A 16,663-nucleotide genomic window follows, 5' to 3' on the forward strand; every position below is an offset into this window, starting at 1 on the left:
GTCAGCCCTTCAACGTATCGACTTCGGCCACATTGATCGTGCGGCGCGTGCGGAACAGAGTCACCAGGATCGCAAGGCCGATTGCAGCCTCCGCAGCGGCAACCGTCAGAATGAAGAACACGAACAACTGACCGGCGGTATCGCCAAGCTCGCGCGAGAACGCGATGAAGTTGACGTTGACCGACAGCAACATCAACTCGATCGACATCAGCAGCACGATGACGTTCTTGCGGTTGAGGAAGATGCCGGCCAGCGAGATGCAGAACAGCACCGCGCCCAGTCCAAGCAGGTGGCCCAAGGTAATCAAGACTTCGCCTCCTGTCCGTCGGCCGCGTCGATTTGCGGCGCAACCTGTACCGGCTTTTCAACCGCCATTTTGACCATGCGCAGACGGTCGCCCGCCTTGACCCGGGACTGCTCGCCGGCATTCTGCAACTTGATGCCAGTGCGCTTGCGCAGGGTCAGCATCACTGCAGCCACCACCGCCACCGTCAGGATCACCGCGGCAAATTCGAAAGGCAGCAGAAATTCGGTGTACAGGCTCTTGGCCAACCAGGTCAGGTTGGAACTGTCAGCCGCTTGCGCAGCTGCGTTGTCTGCCGGGAACGGCGTGGCGCTGCGCGCCTTGACACCGATCAACGTGACCATCTGCGCGAGCATGGCCACCGCCACGATGACGCCGAGCGGCATGTACTTGACCCATCCCTCGCGCAGGCGGCTGGTATCGATGTCCAGCATCATCACCACGAAGAGGAACAGCACCATCACCGCGCCGACATAGACCAGCACCAGCGTCACGCCGAGGAATTCAGCCCCGACCAACAGCCAGATGCATGCCATCGAGAAGAACGTGAGGATCAGGCACAACACGGCGTATACCGGGTTGCGCACGCTGATCACCGCACCGGCGGACACGACCGCGACGGCGGAGAAGGCGTAGAAAGCAAGAGTGACCCAGTCCATCATGACCTCAACGGAAGGCGGCATCGGCAGCGCGACGCTCGGCGATCTCGGTCTCTAACCGGTCTCCGATCGCCAGCAGCTGCGGCTTGTTGACAATGTTTTCGCCACGCTTCTCGAAGTGGTACTCGAGGATGTGCGTTTCGACGATCGAGTCCACCGGGCAGCTTTCTTCGCAGAAGCCGCAGAAGATGCACTTGAACAGGTCGATGTCGTAGCGCGTGGTGCGGCGGGTGCCGTCTTCGCGCTTGGCCGAGTCGATGGTGATCGCCAGCGCCGGGCACACCGCTTCGCACAGCTTGCAGGCGATGCAACGCTCTTCGCCGTTGGGATAACGGCGCAGCGCATGCAGGCCGCGAAAGCGCGGCGACTGCGGGAACTTCTCCATCGGATACAGCACGGTGTACTTGGGCTTGAACGTGTATTTCAACGTCAGCCACAAGCCGCCGAGCAGCTCGAGCAGCAGCAAGCTCTTGAAGTAATGGGTGATCTTGTTCATCAATTACACGCCCTTCTGGATCACGCCGTAAAACACCATCAACGCCGTCACTGCAATCCACACGATCGTGAGCGGAATGAAGACCTTCCAGCCCAGACGCATGATCTGGTCGTAGCGGTAACGCGGGAAGCTGGCGCGGAACCAGATATAGGCGCTGGCGAAGAAGAACACCTTCATCAGCAGCCACGGCCAGCCGCCCTTCCACAACCAGTCGATCCACGGCGAAACGTCCGCATTGACCCAGCCCTGAATCGGGCTCAACCAACCGCCGAGGAAGAAGATCGAGATCAGGAAGCTGACCAGGATCATGTTGGCGTATTCGGCCAGGAAGAACAGGGCGAACGCACCGCCGGAATATTCCACCATGTGACCGGCGACGATTTCCGATTCGCCTTCCACCACGTCGAACGGCGCGCGGTTGGTTTCGGCGACGCCAGAAACCCAGTACACGATGAACAACGGGAACAGCGGAATCAGGAACCAGTCGAAGAAACCGGAGTTGCCGGCCTGCGCGAACACGATCTGGCTCAGGTTGACGCTGCCGGAGGCAATCATCACACCGACCAACGCAAAGCCCATCGCGATTTCGTAGCTGACCACCTGCGCGGCCGAACGCATCGCGCCCAGGAAGGCGTATTTCGAGTTCGATGCCCAGCCGGCCAGGATGATGCCGTACACGCCCAGCGAGGTCATCGCCAGCAGATACAGCAGGCCGACGTTGGCATTGGACAACACCAGCTTCGCATCGAATGGCACTACCGACCATGCGGCAAAAGCCGGCGCCAGTGTCAGCAGCGGTGCGATGACGAACATCGCCTTGTGCGAGCTGGTTGGCTGCACGATTTCCTTGAACAGGAGTTTGAAGACGTCGGCGAAGGCCTGGAAGATGCCCATACCCACGTACATGGGCCCATGGCGCACGTGCATCCAGCCGATCAGCTTGCGCTCCCAGACCACGTAGAAGGCCACCGCCACGATCACCGGCACGGCGATCAGCAGGATCTTCAATACTGACCACAGCACCACGCCGCCATCGCCCAGCCCCAGGAACCACTGGTGCAACGGGTCGACCAGGTTCAACAACAATTCGTTCATGCAGCCACCACCGTTACACGACCGGCACCGAGCGGCGCGGTTGCGCCATGGCCGGATTCGATCCACACCGTGCCCGGTGCGACGCGCTTGTCCAGCACCACCGGCAACGTTGCCTTACCGGCATCGGTACCGACCTTGACCATCTGACCAGCCTGGACCTGCAACTGCGTCGCCTGCTCCGGATGCATCGCCACGCACGGCGCGATGTTGAGCGGATGCGACTGCAGCGCAGCGGCCCGACGCACCACCGCATCGGTGCGGTAGATCGCCGCAGTTGCAGCGACTTCCAGCCCGTTGCTGGCGGCCGCTGGCTGCGCCGACGCCGTTGGCGTCACGTTGCGGTTCTGCATGCCGGCGCGCAGGCCGATCAGGTCGATGAATTCGAAACCGGGCAGACCCAGTTCACCGCCAAGTGCACGCAGCACGCGCCAGCCCTCGCGCGCTTCGACCGGTAGGCGGCCAGCAGCACGTGCAGTCTGCACGCGGCCATCGAGATTGGTCAGCGATGCATCGATTTCCGGCAACGCACCGATCGGCAGAATCACATCGGCCACATCGCGCGTCGACGCACAGGCGAACTGGCTGAAGGCAACCACCTTGGCGCCTGCCAGCGCGCTGCGTGCAGCGGCGGCGTCGGCAAAATCCAGGCCTGGCTCGATGCCGTACAGCACGTACGCCTGACGCGGCTGGGCCAGCATGGCGGCGACATCGCGCGCGGTCGGCAGCACGCCCTGCGCCACCAGACCCACGGCATTGGCGCCTTGCGGGATGCGGCACAACGATGCGCCGGTTGCGGCAGCGAAGTCGCGTGCGGCGGCACGCAACGCGGCAGCCTGCGGATGATTTTCGGCCAACGCACCGACCACGATCACGGCGCGGCTTGCAGCCTTGACCGCATCGCGCAGCGTCGCATCGCTCAGTGCACCCGCCAACTGCGACGGCGCCACCACGGTGCGGCTGGCCTGGGTGAAGGCGAAATCGAAGTCGACCGGGTTGACCGAGTGAATCTGCGTACGGTTCTGGATATGCGCCTTGCGCAGACGTGCGTGCAGCAACGGCAGCTCATGCCGCACATTGGTGCCGAACAACACCACCACGTCAGCCTGTTCGATCTCCGCCAGCGGCGTGGCAAACGCTTCGGCTACCGCAGCGTCGGAGAAATCACGGTTGAGCAAACGGTGGTCCAGGTTGCCGCTGCCCAGACCTTCGGCCAGACGCGCGAGCAATGCGCCTTCTTCGTTGGACGTGGACGGATGCACCAACACGCCGAGCTGATCGCCGGCGTTTTCGCGCAGGATCTGCGTGGCGGCGGCCAGACCTTCGGCCCAGCTCACTTCAGTCCACTGCCCGTTAACCTTCTTCAGCGGCTTGACCGCACGGTCTTCGGCATACAGGCCCTGATGCGAATAACGGTCGCGGTCGGAGAGCCAGCATTCGTTGACTGCCTCGTTCTCACGCGGCACGGTGCGCAGCACTTCGCCACGACGCACGTGCAGGAACAGGTTCGAACCCATCGCATCGTGGTAACCCAGCGATTCGCGCGCCATCAGTTCCCACGGACGCGCGCGGAACTGGAACACCTTGTTGGTCAGCGCGCCCACCGGGCAGACGTCGATGACGTTGCCGGAAATCTCGGTGGTCAGCGGCTTGCCGTCGTAGGTGCCGATCTGCAGGTTCTCGCCGCGATACATGCCACCCAGCTCGTAGGTGCCGGCAATATCAGCGGTGAAACGCACGCAACGGGTGCACTGGATGCAGCGGGTCATCTCGGTGGCGACCAGCGGACCGATGTCCTCGTCCGGCACCACCCGCTTGCGCTCGTTGAACCGGCTGACCGAACGGCCGTAGCCCAACGAGACGTCCTGCAGTTCGCACTCGCCGCCCTGATCGCAGATCGGGCAGTCCAGCGGGTGGTTGATCAGCAGGAATTCCATCACGCTGCGCTGGTACTTCAAAGCCTTTTCGCTACGCGTGGTGACCTTCATGCCATCCATCACCGGCGTGGCGCAGGCAGGCGACGGCTTGGGCGACTTTTCGACATCGACCAGGCACATGCGGCAGTTGGCCGCGATCGGCAGCTTCTCGTGGTAGCAGAAGCGCGGAATCGGGATGCCGGCCTTGTCGGCCGCCTGGATGATCATCGAGCCCTTCGGCACGACCAGACTCTGGCCGTCGATCTCGACGGTCACATGGTCCGGTGGCACGTTCGGGTTCACTGGTTGGGCGCTCATGCAGCCACTCCGACTTGCGTATCGACGATCGAACGACCGTTGACAATGTAGTACTCGAACTCGTCCCAGAACTGGCGCAGGAAGCCTTGAATCGGCCATGCCGCCGCTTCGCCGAACGCACAGATGGTATGGCCTTCGATCTGGCCAGCGACGGTGCGCAGCTGATGCAGGTCTTCCATCGTGGCCTTGCCGGCGACGATGCGCTCCAGCACGCGATGCATCCAGCCGGTGCCCTCGCGGCACGGGGTGCACTGGCCGCAGGATTCCTTGTGAAAGAACTGCGAGATGCGGCAGGCGAAACGCACGCAGCAGACGCTGTCGTCCAGCACCACGATGGCACCCGAACCCAGACCGGTGCCGAGCGCACGCAAGGTGTCGTAGTCCATCTGCAGGCCAGCCACCTGGTCGGCCTTCAGCACCGGCATCGACACGCCGCCAGGCACCACGCCCTTGAGCTTGCGACCCGGGCGCAGTCCGCCGGCCATTTCCAGCAGTTCGTCGAAGGTGGTGCCGAGCGGCACCTCGAAATTGCCGCCCTTCTGCACGCAACCGGACACCGAGAAGATCTTCGGGCCGCCGTTCTTGGTCTTGCTCAAACCGAGGAACCACTCCGGGCCGTTGCGAATGATCGCCGGCACCGACGCATAGGTCTCGGTGTTGTTGATGGTGGTCGGCTTGCCGTACAGGCCGAAATTCGCGGGGAACGGCGGCTTGTAGCGCGGCTGGCCCTTCTTGCCTTCCAGCGATTCCATCAATGCGGTTTCTTCGCCGCAGATGTACGCGCCAGCGCCCAGCGCACCGTAGATGTCGATATCCACGCCGCTGCCGAGAATGTTCTTGCCCAACCAACCGTTGGCGTAGGCATCGGCCAGCGCCAGCTCGAAGTTTTCGAACGGCTCGTGGTGGAATTCGCCACGCAGGTAGTTGTAGCCCACCGTCGAGCCGGTGGCGTAGCAGGCGATCGCCATGCCCTCCACCACCGAATGCGGGTTGTAGCGCAGGATGTCGCGGTCTTTGCAGGTGCCCGGCTCGGATTCGTCCGAATTGCACAGGATGTACTTCTGCATCGTGCCCTTGGGCATGAACGACCATTTCAACCCGGTCGGAAAGCCCGCACCACCACGGCCGCGCAGGTTCGACGCCTTGACCATTTCGATGACATCGGCCGGCGGGATCTTCTCTTCGAGGATCTTGCGCAGCGCGGCGTAGCCACCGGTTTTCAGATAGCTCTCATACGACCACGGAGTGTCGTAGTGCAGGGTCGTGTAGACGACCTGATGCGGCTGCGGCGCCGGACCGACCGGGCCTGAGGGTGCGTGATGATGTGCCATGTCTTACTCCAGCCCGTCCAGCAGCGCGTCGACCTTTTCTTTCGTCAGATGCTCGTGATAGTGGCCATTGATGACCATCATCGGCGCCGCGGAGCAGGCAGCCAGGCACTCTTCTTCGCGCTTGAGGTAGACGCGACCATCGGCCGTCGACTGCCCCAGCTTGCAACCCAGCTTCTTTTCCGCGTGGGCCAGCAGATCCTCGGCGCCATTGAGCCAGCAGCTGATATTGGTGCAGAACGCCACGTTATGGCGGCCGACGCGCTCGGTCTCGAACATCGAGTAGAAGCTGGCGACCTCATAAGCCCATACCGGCGGCAGCTCCAGGTACTTGGCTACGCCCACGATCAATTCGTCGGTCAGCCAGCCCTGGTTCTGCTCCTGCGCGGCGTGCAGACCCTGCAGCACCGCCGAACGCTTGCGGTCCGGCGGGAACTTGGTCAGCCAGTGATCGATGTGGGCGCGCGTCTTGTCGCTCAGCACCACCTGCGGATCGACGTCGCGCGCCGCTTCGAAATTACCCGTCGCCTTCATCGGTCAACCTCACCGAAAACTAAATCGTAAGTACCGATCATCGCCACGACGTCGGCCAACAAATAGCCACGCACCACCGCGTCCATCGACGACAGATGCGCAAAACCCGGCGCGCGCAGATGCACGCGGAACGGCTTGTTGGCGCCGTCGGACATCAAGTAGCAACCGAACTCGCCCTTGGGTGCTTCCACCGCGCTATAGGTTTCGCCGGCCGGCACGCAATAGCCTTCACTGAACAGCTTGAAGTGATGGATCAGTGCTTCCATGTCGTCCTTCATGCCTTCGCGGCTGGGCGGAGCGACCTTGAAATTGGTGACCATGACCGGGCCTGGGTTGGCCTTCAGCCACTTCACGCACTGTTTGATGATGCGGTTGGATTCGCGCATCTCGGCCACGCGCACCAGGTAGCGGTCATAGCAGTCGCCGTTGGTGCCGACCGGGATATCGAAATCCACCGCGTCGTACTTGGCGTAGGGCTGCTTCTTGCGCAGATCCCACTCGATGCCCGAGCCACGCAACATCGGACCGGTCATACCCCAGGCGCGTGCCAGATCCGGGCTGATGATGCCGACGTCGACGGTACGCTGCTTCCAGATGCGGTTATCGGTCAGCAGGGTCTCGTACTCGTCCACGCGTGCCGGGAAGGTATTGGTGAACTCCTCGAGGAAGTCCAGCATGGTGCCTTCGCGACCGGCATTGCGCTTCTTCAGCGCCCCGCCCTTGTGCCAACGCGACTCCTTGTACTGCGGCATGCGATCGGGTAGATCGCGGTAGACGCCGCCGGGACGGTAGTAGGCCGCGTGCATGCGCGCGCCACTGACCGCCTCGTAGACGTCCATCAGTTCTTCGCGCTCGCGGAATGCATACAGCATCACCGCCATCGCACCCAGATCGAGCGCATTGGAACCGACCCACATCAAATGGTTCTTGATGCGGGTGATCTCGTCGAACATGGTGCGGATGTACTGCGCACGCTCGGGTGCTTCGATCCCCATCAGGGATTCGATCGCGCGCACATAGGCGTGCTCGTTGCACATCATCGAGACGTAATCCAGACGATCCATGTACGGAACCGACTGGTTGAACGGCTTGGACTCGGCCAGCTTCTCGGTGCCACGGTGCAGCAGGCCGATATGCGGATCAGCACGCACCACGGTCTCGCCATCCATTTCCAGGATCAGGCGCAACACGCCGTGCGCCGCAGGATGCTGCGGGCCGAAGTTCATCGTGTAATTGCGGATTTCCTGCTTGCTTTCGACAGGATTGCTCGCGAAGGCATCGGTTGCCTGGCGGAACTCACTCACTTGGCAGTCTCCGACTTGCCCACTTCACCAGCGGCAGTCTCATAACGGGCATCGTCGCGAATGACGCGCGGCACGCCGACGCGCGGCTCGACCGAGGTCACCGGCTCGTACACCACGCGCTTGCGCTCCTCGTCGTAACGCACTTCGACGTTGCCGATCAGCGGAAAGTCCTTGCGGAACGGGTGGCCGACGAATCCGTAGTCGGTCAGGATGCGGCGCAGGTCCGGGTGCCCATCGAACACGATGCCGAACAGGTCGAACGCCTCGCGCTCGAACCAGTTCACGCCCGGCCAGATATCGGTCAACGACGCCACCACCGGCACCTGCTCGTCCGGTGCGTAGCAACGCACGCGCAGACGCTGGTTGTGCTGGTAGGAAATCAGCTGTGCGACCACCGCAAAACGTTGCTTGGGCAGCTGCTGCGGCTGCGCGCCGGCAGAGCTTTCCTGGCTGGGGAACTCGCCCCAGGCGAAACGGCCGACGGCCTTGCCTTCGACGCCGCGACTGAAGCCCTGCGACGACACGTCGGCGGTATCCCACTCGTCGCTGCCGTAGCCCAGGTAATCGACGCCACACAGGTCGCTGAGCTGTTCGAAACCGAGCTCGTCACGCAGTGCAAGACAGGTGGCGTGCCAATCGGCGGCCGCGACTTCCAGCGTCACTTCGCCGCGCGGCAATGCCACGGCAATCTGCGCACCGGCGAAACGTGCCGCAAGTCGGTCAGTGAAGGAGGATGCTTGCTCTGCCATGGGGGCTTGGCTGCTCTCGGTAGAAGAAGACGGGTGTCAGCGCGCGATCGTCTGGGTACGCCAGATCTTCTTCTGCAGCTGCAAGATGCCGTAGACCAGCGCCTCGGCGGTCGGCGGGCAGCCCGGGACGTAGATGTCCACCGGCACGATGCGGTCGCAACCGCGCACCACCGAATACGAATAGTGATAGTAGCCGCCGCCGTTGGCGCAGCTGCCCATCGAGATGACCCACTTCGGATCGGGCATCTGGTCGTAGACCTTGCGCAGCGCCGGGGCCATCTTGTTGACCAGGGTACCGGCCACGATCATCACGTCGGACTGACGCGGCGACGGGCGGAACACCACGCCGTAGCGGTCCAGATCCAGGCGCGAGGCGCCCGCGTGCATCATCTCGACGGCGCAGCACGCCAGACCGAAGGTCATCGGCCACATCGAGCCGGTACGCGCCCAGTTGAGCAGCGCATCGACGCTGGTGGTCACGTAGCCCTTTTCGAGCAACGGGTTTTCGCCTTCCGGGCGCAGGATGTCTTCCACCCGGCCTTCCGGCATCGGGTTGGTCATCAGACTATCCAGGGTCTGAATCACTCCCATTCCAGCGCTCCCTTCTTCCACACGTAGATAAAGCCGAGGAACAACATGCCGACGAACAGCCCCATGGTGACCAGCGAACGTGCGCCGATCTCCATGAACACCTGCGTCCACGGCACGATGAAGATGATTTCCAGATCGAACACGATGAACTGGATCGCGATCAGGTAGTAGCGCACATCGAACTTCATGCGCGCGTCTTCGAAGGCTTCGAAGCCGCACTCGTAAGGCGAGAGCTTGCGCGGGTCCGGGCTACGCGGACCGAGGAATCGACCGACCAACATCAGCACGATGCCGATACCGGTGGCGACGATCAGAAACAGCAGACTCGGCAAATATTCGGCCAGCACAGCGATTCTCTCTTGCCTCTGCCCGCACGCGCCGCGTGCCGGCATGGGGTATAGGCAGACCCCGCGCGCGACAAGCGATGCGCAGGAACTGCAGCCAAACAATGGTGCCCAAGAGGGGACTCGAACCCCTACGACCTAAGTCGCTACCACCTCAAGGTAGTGCGTCTACCAATTCCGCCACCTGGGCATACGTTGCGCCGCTGGGCATCCCAGTGCGCAGCGTATTGTAACCGGCTTCAGCGTTTTTGTGCTGGTTCTGAAGCGTTTTCTTCGCTTGCTGCAGGCGCCGGCTGCGCCGGTGCGGACTGCGCAGGCGCCACTGCCGGGGCGGCGGCCGGAGCCGGCTGCGACGGAGCGGTCGGCACCGCACCTGCGGCCGGGGCCTGCGGCAACGGCTGGGTGAGCTCGCCGGCGGCGGCCGGAGCCGGGGTTGCCGACTGCGACATCACACCCAGGTTCTGATCCGTAGGACGTGCGCCGTGCGTGGCGTACCACGCCATGAACAGGCTGATGCTGAAGAACACCACCGCCAGCCACTTGGTCGACTTGGACAGGAAGTTCGACGCACCCTGCGAACCGAACACGGTGCCGGACGCGCCGGCGCCGAAGCCGGAGCCGGCCGCCGCACCTGCGCCACGCTGCATCAGGATCAGCGCAATCATCGCCAGGGCGACCAGCACGTAGACCACATTGAGGATCAACATCAGCATTTCGAAATCCGTCCCCGGACAAAACTTAATGGGTTAGCACGCGGCCGCCGCGCGTGCGATGGCCAGGAAATCTTCGGCGACCAGTGACGCGCCTCCGACTAGCCCGCCATCGACGTCAGGCTGCGCGAACAGCTCGCCGGCGTTGTCGGGCTTGACACTGCCCCCGTACAGGATGGGCAGCGAATCGGCGATTCTAGCATCCGCCTTCGCGACTTCGCCACGCAGGAAGGCGTGTACGGCCTGGGCCTGCTCCGGGGTCGCAGTGCGGCCGGTGCCAATGGCCCAGATCGGTTCGTAGGCCAGCACCGAGCCTGCGAAACCGGCGCTGCCGACCAGCGCCAGGACCGGGTCGAGCTGGGCACGTAGGATTGCCTCGGTCTGACCGGCTTCACGCTGTTCCAGCGATTCGCCCACGCACAGCACTGGAATCAGTCCAGCATGGATGGCGGCGGCAAACTTGCGTGCCACCAGCTCGCTGCTCTCATGGTGATACTGGCGGCGCTCGGAGTGGCCGACCAGCCCGTAGCCGGCACCGACATCGACCAGCATGGAGGCCGAGACCTCGCCGGTGTAGGCGCCCTTCTCATTACTGCTGACGTCCTGGGCTCCGAACGACAGGTGATGGGCCTCGAAATCCTCGATCAGGTCGCCGAGGTAAGGCAGTGGCGGCAGGATGACGACTTCGACACCCTCCAGGGGCATGTGCGCGGCCACCTTGGCCACCAGTTCGGTGGCGAAGGCGCGGCTGCCATGCAGCTTCCAATTTCCGGCAACGATCTTTCGACGCATCAGGCGCAGGTTCCTGAGTTGAAGACAGGCGACAGAATAGCCCAAGGGCTGGCAGCAACCGGCACACTTCTGTCCGCCAGATGTCCTTCCCCTCCCCTTACAGGAACCTGCCATGTCCGTTTCGCCTGTCTTCGCCTTGATCACCGGCGCCTCCAGCGGCATTGGCCGCGAGATTGCGCGCGCATACGCCAGGCGCGGCGTGCCGTTGATCCTGACCGCACGACGGGTGGACCGGCTGCAGGCATTGGCCGAGGAATTGCGCAGCACGGTTCGGGTGGAAGTGCTGCCGGCCGATCTGGCCGACCCTGCCGCGGCCGAGGCGCTGGCAACGCAGATCCAGCGCAACGGCTGGACCGTGGGCACGCTGGTCAACAACGCCGGTTACGGCGTGCCGGGCCGCTACCTGCATCACGACTGGGCCACGCATGCGCGCTTCCTGCAGGTGATGGTGGGCGCGGTGTGCGAACTGACCTGGCGACTGCTGCCGATGATACGTGCCAGCGGCCAGGGCCGCATTCTCAACGTGGCCTCGTTCGCCGCACTGACGCCCAGCGCCGATGGGCAGACCCTGTATGCGGCCAGCAAGAGCTTCATGCTGCGCTTCAGCGAATCGCTGGCGCTGGAAAACGCCGATTGCGCGGTCAAGGTCTGCGCGCTGTGTCCGGGCTTTGCCTGGTCCGAATTCCACGACGTGACCGGCACCCGCGAGGCGATGTCCACCCTGCCCGCCTGGGCCTGGCTGCAGGCCGATGCAGTGGCCGAATATGGAATCGCCGCACTGGAGCGCGGCCAGGTGCTGGCGGTACCGGGCTGGCGCTATCGGCTGGTCAACGCAGCACTGCGGCTGTTGCCGCATGCGTTTGCCCTACGCCTGATGGCGCGCGGCTCGCATCGGGTGCGGCCGCTGGAATGATGCATCGGCAGGCTGCGTGTGCGGGCCATATCGCCTGTGCTCGGCAGCGCTTCGTGCCCGCCTTCGACCCGGGCGACCGGAGGGCTTGCGACGACCACGCAAGCGCATGTATCGAGCGTCAGATGATTTGGATGCACGCGCATGCCAGCGCAAGTCGGCATCAGCTCACGCACCTTCCCGCCAACGCTAAACCACCCGCTTGCTTCAGTGATTGACGATCTCGCCGTGCATGGCCGCCAGACGCGCCAGCAGGCGGTTTTGCGTGCGACGCGGAATCTTGCGCTGATCCATGGCCCAGTTCAGATCCTCGACCAGGGCATTGAAGTCGCCTTCGCGGATGGCCAGGTGCGCGTGCGCCTGCTGCATCGATTTGGCGGTGTCCGGGCATGGGCCGTCGGCGACATGGCAGAACTTCTGCACCAGGCGCTCGTTGAGCATGACGATATTGACGCGCGCGAATTTATCGACGATGCGTGGATCGTCGGCGATGCGCGAGAGCATGGTTTCCACCAGCGCTTCGATGCCGGCCTGCCCGCCGAGTTCGTCGTACAGCGTCTGCCGCGATTGCGTGCTGGCGCAGGCGCTCGTCAGGCCCAGCACGCAGAGCAGCGACCAGCGCAGCCATCGGTTCATCAGAACGCCACCTGCAAGGAGAGATAAGGGCCGCGCTGATCGGCAAGCGTGGCGATGTCGCCAAGATCGGCGAATGCAGCGGTCAACGAGACATGCTTGCTCGGGAACCAGGCAACGAATGCATCTGCCCACGCTTGCTCGCGCGCAAAGCCGAGGTTATTGGGTTTGTCGCGATATTCCACACCCACTGCCCAGGACGGCGACAGCACGACGGCGGCGCTGACCTCCGGAACCAGGCGATAGCTGTTGCGGCGATCGCCGCCGAAGCCGAGCAAGCCTGCCTGGTTGGCGCGGGTAGCGCGCAAGGTGCCGTTGAGCAGCAGCTGATATCCAGCAGCGCCCTGCAGCAACAGGCGGCTTGTGCTGACATAGATGTCGGTGCCGTGATCGTCACGCGCACCGATCGCCAACGGCAAGGTGCCGTTGCGCAGGCGTTTGTACTGCACGCCCAGGCTGACTTGTGGCGCATGTCCGTACACAAGGTCGCCGGCCACGCGCACCTTGGCACCGAACACGTCCTGGCCAAGCGCATTCCATGGCAAGCCGAGCCGGTCCTGCAAGGTGCCCAGATCCAGGCGCTGGCGGGCAAGCGACAGTTCCAGCCGATTGCCGACCGTGAGCGCGGCGCCCTGCACGTCGAGACGGTAATCGCCGCTGTCGACATGGGTTGCGAACGCGACGGTGCCAAGCTCGTCGCGCGTGCCGTACCCGGACAACGTGGCCCACGGCACGATGCCGCCGCCGCTACTGCCTTCGATCATCGACACGCCGCCGGTGGCGAGCAGGCGCCCGTCACCGGCCAGGGCATGCAGCGGCGCGAACACGCCGGCCACCGCAGCAGCAACAAGCGCAACACGCAGATGCCCGCTCATCGCTGCACTCCTGCATGCGCTGGCGTGGTGATGCCGAGTTGGCGCATGCACCAGGCCACCAGCGGCGCTTCTTCCAGCGGTGGCGAATACAGATAGCCCTGCACCATGTCGCAGCCGTAGCCGCGCAGCAACGCGAGGGCCGCGGTGTTCTCGACGCCTTCGGCAATCACACTCAGCCCTAGGTTGTGCCCCAGATCGATCGTGCTGCGGACGATGAAGGCATCGTCGGTGCCTTCGGCCAACTGCATGACGAAACTCTTGTCGATCTTCAATTCGTTCACCGGCATGCGCTTGAGTTGTGCCAACGAGGAATAGCCGGTACCGAAGTCGTCGATGGACAGGCGCACGCCGACACTGCGCAACTGATGCAGCATGTGCAGCGCGAATTCGACATCGCGCATCAGGGCACTTTCGGTCAATTCCAGTGTGACCGACTGCGCTGGCACAGCATGATGCTCCAGGCAGCCGCGGACGAAGTCGGGCAATCCGGGATCGGACAGATCCAGTGCGGACAGGTTGATGGCCATGCCCAGTTCCAACCCCTGCTTGCGCCATTGCGCCTGGCAGCGCAGCGCTTGGTCCAGCACGAAGCGGGTGAGCGGATGGATCACGCCGGAGTGCTCGGCAAGCGGGATGAATTCGTCCGGGCCGATCGGCCCTAGCACCGGGTGATGCCAGCGCACCAGCACTTCGACCTGTTCGACATGATCGGTGCGCAGACAAATCTTGGGCTGGAAGCGCAAGGTGAGTTCGTTGGCGCCGATGGCCTGACGCAGATCGCCGGTGAGGCGCAAACGCCGCAAATGCTGTTCGTCCTGGCCCATGCGGTAGACGCTGGCGCCGAAGGCGGCCGTCGTACCGACCTGCCGCCGTGCAATGTCGGCCCGGCGCAACAAGGTGTCCGGGTCGGCGCCGTGCTCGGGAATCAAGGCGATGCCGATGCTGGCTTCGAGCTGGATGCGCGCCTGCGGCAACACCAGCGGGCGGCGCAACTGCAGCAGCAGGCGCTGCGCATCCTGCTGCACGCTGGCCGCATCGGCTTGCGCCACCACCACCATGAATTCATCGCTTCCCAGCCGGCCCACCAGGTTGGGCTCCTGCACGACCTCCACCAACCGACGCCCGGCTTCCACCAATACCTGGTCGGCGAAGTCGTGGCCCAGGCTGTCGTTGAGTTCCTTGAAGCGCTCCAGATCCAGGATCAGCACCGCGGCGGTGCCACCGGATGCCACGGTCTGATCCACCACGTCCTTCAAGCGTTCCAGCAACCAGATCCGGTTAGGCAACCCGGTCAGGGCGTCATGGCGGGCCTGATGCAGGATGTGCTGTTCGCGGCTGGCGATCTGGTGCTGCATGCGCCCGAAACTGTCGGCCAGTTCGGCGAGTTCGCGGCCCGGCGGCACCTGCACGGCGGTGCGGTAATCGCCGCGCTGAATGCGCCGTGCGGCCTGCACCAGTTGCGCCACGGGTTTGCTCACGCTGCGCGCAAGAAAAATCGCCACGCCCAGTGCAGCGACCGTGGCCAAGCCTGCCAGCAGCAGGATCCGCAGCTTGAGGATGCGGTACGGCGCCACGGCGCCATCCAGCGATGCCTGCAAGGCCACCCGCACCTGGCTGTCGCCCTGGATCGATTGCAGCCTGACCAGATAACGCGACTCATCCAGCGTCAGCGGGATCGATGCAGCCTGCACCTTCTCGGCCAGGGGCAGCTGCTGCGCGAATTGGGCGCGCGCCGAGGGCTCCAGGGTGGAGGCCAGCACGCGCACCGGCGGGCCATCGGTAAAGAAGGTCGCATCCAGCCCGGTGGTGGTGCGGAAATCCTGCGCCAGGCCATCGCCGGATTCGTTGCCGATCCCAATCCAGCCGACCCGGTTCGGCGCCAGCACCTGCACCACCGCCAACCGCACGATGTGCTGATTCAGCGCCACCACACCGACCGCGCGTCCATCGCGCTGCGCTTGCTGCAGCAAGGCCTGCACCGCACGCAATTGTTCGGCCTGCGGCACGTCGGCCAGGCCGGTCAAGAATTGGCCATCGGGCGACAGCAAGAGCGCGGTTTGCGCCGACATGCGCGCGGCGTGGTTACGCAAGGCCGACTGCATGGTCGGCACATCGCCGCTTGCAACGGCCGCACGAAACCCGAAATCGTCGGCCAGCACCGACGCCGACTGCAGCAGCTGTTCGTCGCGGCGCACGTTGATGCGTTGCCAGACCCGCTGCCCGATCTCCAGCTCTTCGCCAAGTTGCGCCTTGACGCTGCGCTCGGTCGCCACCTGAACGGCAAGGAAGGTCAGCGCCTGGGTGGCAAGCACGACCAGCACGAGCAAGGCCGCGATGCGGGTATGCAGGCGCATCGACCTCATGGGCGCGGCTTCTTCGGGTCGGCGTTACGGAACTTGTCCTGCAGGGCGCGCACGCGCGCATCCGGTGGCGCCACGGCCGGCGCGGCGCCGGTGGTCTGCAGGGTCACGCGGCGCTGTACTGGTTCGCGTGCGATCACCAACGGCTCGCTGCTGGCCGCGCCCTTGATGCGCGGGTGCCAGACCCGCAGCGTGTAATTGCCCGCAGGCGCCTCCAGCTGGGCGCGGCCATCGCTGCCGGTCTTGCCGAAATACGGCGTGTCCAGCACCACGATGTACCCCAGCATCCAATCGTGGATGTTGCAGCCGATGGTGACCAGACCCGCCTGGTCGAAACGCACCGGCGTTGCGGTGGTGCCTTGAAACAGCGGCAGCTCGAAGCGCTTGGCCGGAGAGAACGAATACACCTGGTGGCGAATCTGATCGTTGTTCGGAAAGCGCACCAGGGTGCCGGTGCGCACTGCGAGCACGGCAGGCACGAACTGCGAATTGACCTGATCCATCTCCGCAGTCTTGGCCGCGGCTGGCGGAGCCGGCCGCGCCGGCTCCAGGCTCACGACCGCATCGACCAGCACGCCGCCGGCATCGGCGACGGTCACATTGACCGCTGTCGCCGACACCGATCCTGCGCCGGCACAGGCCGCCAGCACCGACACGACACCCAGCCATTTGATCCATCGCATGCGCACGCCCCCAGCCCTGTGCAATCGGCAGCGGGCGCCAGGCGAGTCCGACGTCGCGCTAGCGA

At 64.2% G+C, this 16,663-nt stretch carries 18 protein-coding genes and 1 tRNA gene; 1 reads left to right on the forward strand and 18 read right to left on the reverse strand.

What is annotated here, in order from left to right:
- Position 1: 1 nt before the first annotated feature.
- The 14 genes from nuoK to tpiA form a co-directional block, all read right to left on the reverse strand.
- On the reverse strand, positions 2 to 307 hold the full coding sequence (gene nuoK, locus ACDH77_RS12905; protein WP_005914274.1) for an NADH-quinone oxidoreductase subunit NuoK: 306 nt from the start codon (positions 305 to 307) through the stop codon (positions 2 to 4).
- Positions 304 to 966 (reverse strand): NADH-quinone oxidoreductase subunit J, encoded by a 663-nt coding sequence (locus ACDH77_RS12910; protein WP_008570973.1) that lies wholly within the window; start codon positions 964 to 966, stop codon positions 304 to 306. Before ACDH77_RS12910 ends, nuoK begins: the two co-directional genes overlap by 4 nt.
- Before the next feature lie 4 nt (positions 967 to 970).
- Positions 971 to 1,459, reverse strand: a complete 489-nt coding sequence (gene nuoI, locus ACDH77_RS12915) for an NADH-quinone oxidoreductase subunit NuoI (RefSeq protein WP_003485557.1) — start codon at positions 1,457 to 1,459, stop codon at positions 971 to 973.
- 3 nt (positions 1,460 to 1,462) lie between these two features.
- A complete protein-coding gene (gene nuoH, locus ACDH77_RS12920; RefSeq protein WP_008570972.1) occupies positions 1,463 to 2,554 on the reverse strand; it encodes an NADH-quinone oxidoreductase subunit NuoH in 1,092 nt (363 codons plus the stop codon).
- Entirely contained in the window at positions 2,551 to 4,785 is a 2,235-nt protein-coding gene (gene nuoG, locus ACDH77_RS12925) for an NADH-quinone oxidoreductase subunit NuoG (RefSeq protein WP_372353490.1), read from the reverse strand. Before nuoG ends, nuoH begins: the two co-directional genes overlap by 4 nt.
- On the reverse strand, positions 4,782 to 6,116 hold the full coding sequence (gene nuoF, locus ACDH77_RS12930; RefSeq protein ID WP_003485551.1) for an NADH-quinone oxidoreductase subunit NuoF: 1,335 nt from the start codon (positions 6,114 to 6,116) through the stop codon (positions 4,782 to 4,784). Before nuoF ends, nuoG begins: the two co-directional genes overlap by 4 nt.
- 3 nt (positions 6,117 to 6,119) lie before the next feature.
- Positions 6,120 to 6,647: an NADH-quinone oxidoreductase subunit NuoE gene (gene nuoE / locus ACDH77_RS12935; protein WP_003485548.1), complete on the reverse strand. Its 528-nt coding sequence runs from the start codon at positions 6,645 to 6,647 to the stop codon at positions 6,120 to 6,122.
- Positions 6,644 to 7,951, reverse strand: a complete 1,308-nt coding sequence (locus tag ACDH77_RS12940; protein WP_008570969.1) for an NADH-quinone oxidoreductase subunit D — start codon at positions 7,949 to 7,951, stop codon at positions 6,644 to 6,646. The genes nuoE and ACDH77_RS12940 overlap by 4 nt, the downstream gene beginning before the upstream one ends.
- Positions 7,948 to 8,700 carry an NADH-quinone oxidoreductase subunit C gene (locus tag ACDH77_RS12945; protein ID WP_011347939.1) on the reverse strand — a complete coding sequence of 251 codons (753 nt, stop codon included), beginning with the start codon at positions 8,698 to 8,700 and terminating at the stop codon, positions 7,948 to 7,950. Before ACDH77_RS12945 ends, ACDH77_RS12940 begins: the two co-directional genes overlap by 4 nt.
- Positions 8,701 to 8,736: 36 nt before the next feature.
- Positions 8,737 to 9,291, reverse strand: a complete 555-nt coding sequence (locus tag ACDH77_RS12950) for a NuoB/complex I 20 kDa subunit family protein (protein ID WP_005914280.1) — start codon at positions 9,289 to 9,291, stop codon at positions 8,737 to 8,739.
- On the reverse strand, positions 9,282 to 9,638 hold the full coding sequence (locus ACDH77_RS12955; protein WP_003485539.1) for an NADH-quinone oxidoreductase subunit A: 357 nt from the start codon (positions 9,636 to 9,638) through the stop codon (positions 9,282 to 9,284). Before ACDH77_RS12955 ends, ACDH77_RS12950 begins: the two co-directional genes overlap by 10 nt.
- Positions 9,639 to 9,740: 102 nt before the next feature.
- Positions 9,741 to 9,825, reverse strand: a tRNA-Leu gene (locus tag ACDH77_RS12960).
- Positions 9,826 to 9,874: 49 nt separating this feature from the next.
- Positions 9,875 to 10,348, reverse strand: a complete 474-nt coding sequence (gene secG / locus ACDH77_RS12965) for a preprotein translocase subunit SecG (RefSeq protein WP_014090525.1) — start codon at positions 10,346 to 10,348, stop codon at positions 9,875 to 9,877.
- 33 nt (positions 10,349 to 10,381) lie between these two features.
- Positions 10,382 to 11,137 carry a triose-phosphate isomerase gene (gene tpiA / locus ACDH77_RS12970; protein WP_031423330.1) on the reverse strand — a complete coding sequence of 252 codons (756 nt, stop codon included), beginning with the start codon at positions 11,135 to 11,137 and terminating at the stop codon, positions 10,382 to 10,384.
- Between the two features lie 112 nt (positions 11,138 to 11,249).
- Here tpiA and ACDH77_RS12975 point away from each other — a divergent pair, with 112 nt between their 5' ends.
- Positions 11,250 to 12,050: an SDR family NAD(P)-dependent oxidoreductase gene (locus ACDH77_RS12975; RefSeq protein WP_008570965.1), complete on the forward strand. Its 801-nt coding sequence runs from the start codon at positions 11,250 to 11,252 to the stop codon at positions 12,048 to 12,050.
- 204 nt (positions 12,051 to 12,254) lie between these two features.
- Here the strand turns inward: ACDH77_RS12975 and ACDH77_RS12980 are convergent, their stop codons facing one another.
- Genes ACDH77_RS12980 through ACDH77_RS12995 form a run of 4 tightly spaced genes read right to left on the reverse strand, consistent with a single transcriptional unit; the run spans position 12,255 to position 16,598 of the window.
- A complete protein-coding gene (locus ACDH77_RS12980; RefSeq protein ID WP_008570964.1) occupies positions 12,255 to 12,683 on the reverse strand; it encodes a group I truncated hemoglobin in 429 nt (142 codons plus the stop codon).
- Positions 12,683 to 13,555 (reverse strand): DUF3034 family protein, encoded by an 873-nt coding sequence (locus ACDH77_RS12985; RefSeq protein ID WP_029819751.1) that lies wholly within the window; start codon positions 13,553 to 13,555, stop codon positions 12,683 to 12,685. The genes ACDH77_RS12980 and ACDH77_RS12985 overlap by 1 nt, the downstream gene beginning before the upstream one ends.
- On the reverse strand, positions 13,552 to 15,918 hold the full coding sequence (locus ACDH77_RS12990) for a putative bifunctional diguanylate cyclase/phosphodiesterase (protein WP_372353491.1): 2,367 nt from the start codon (positions 15,916 to 15,918) through the stop codon (positions 13,552 to 13,554). Before ACDH77_RS12990 ends, ACDH77_RS12985 begins: the two co-directional genes overlap by 4 nt.
- Complete coding sequence (locus ACDH77_RS12995; protein ID WP_011347946.1) at positions 15,915 to 16,598, reverse strand: methylamine utilization protein; 684 nt, start codon at positions 16,596 to 16,598, stop codon at positions 15,915 to 15,917. Before ACDH77_RS12995 ends, ACDH77_RS12990 begins: the two co-directional genes overlap by 4 nt.
- Positions 16,599 to 16,663 lie beyond the last annotated feature (65 nt).

This window comes from Xanthomonas axonopodis pv. maculifoliigardeniae (genome assembly GCF_041519315.1).
Lineage (GTDB): Bacteria > Pseudomonadota > Gammaproteobacteria > Xanthomonadales > Xanthomonadaceae > Xanthomonas > Xanthomonas euvesicatoria.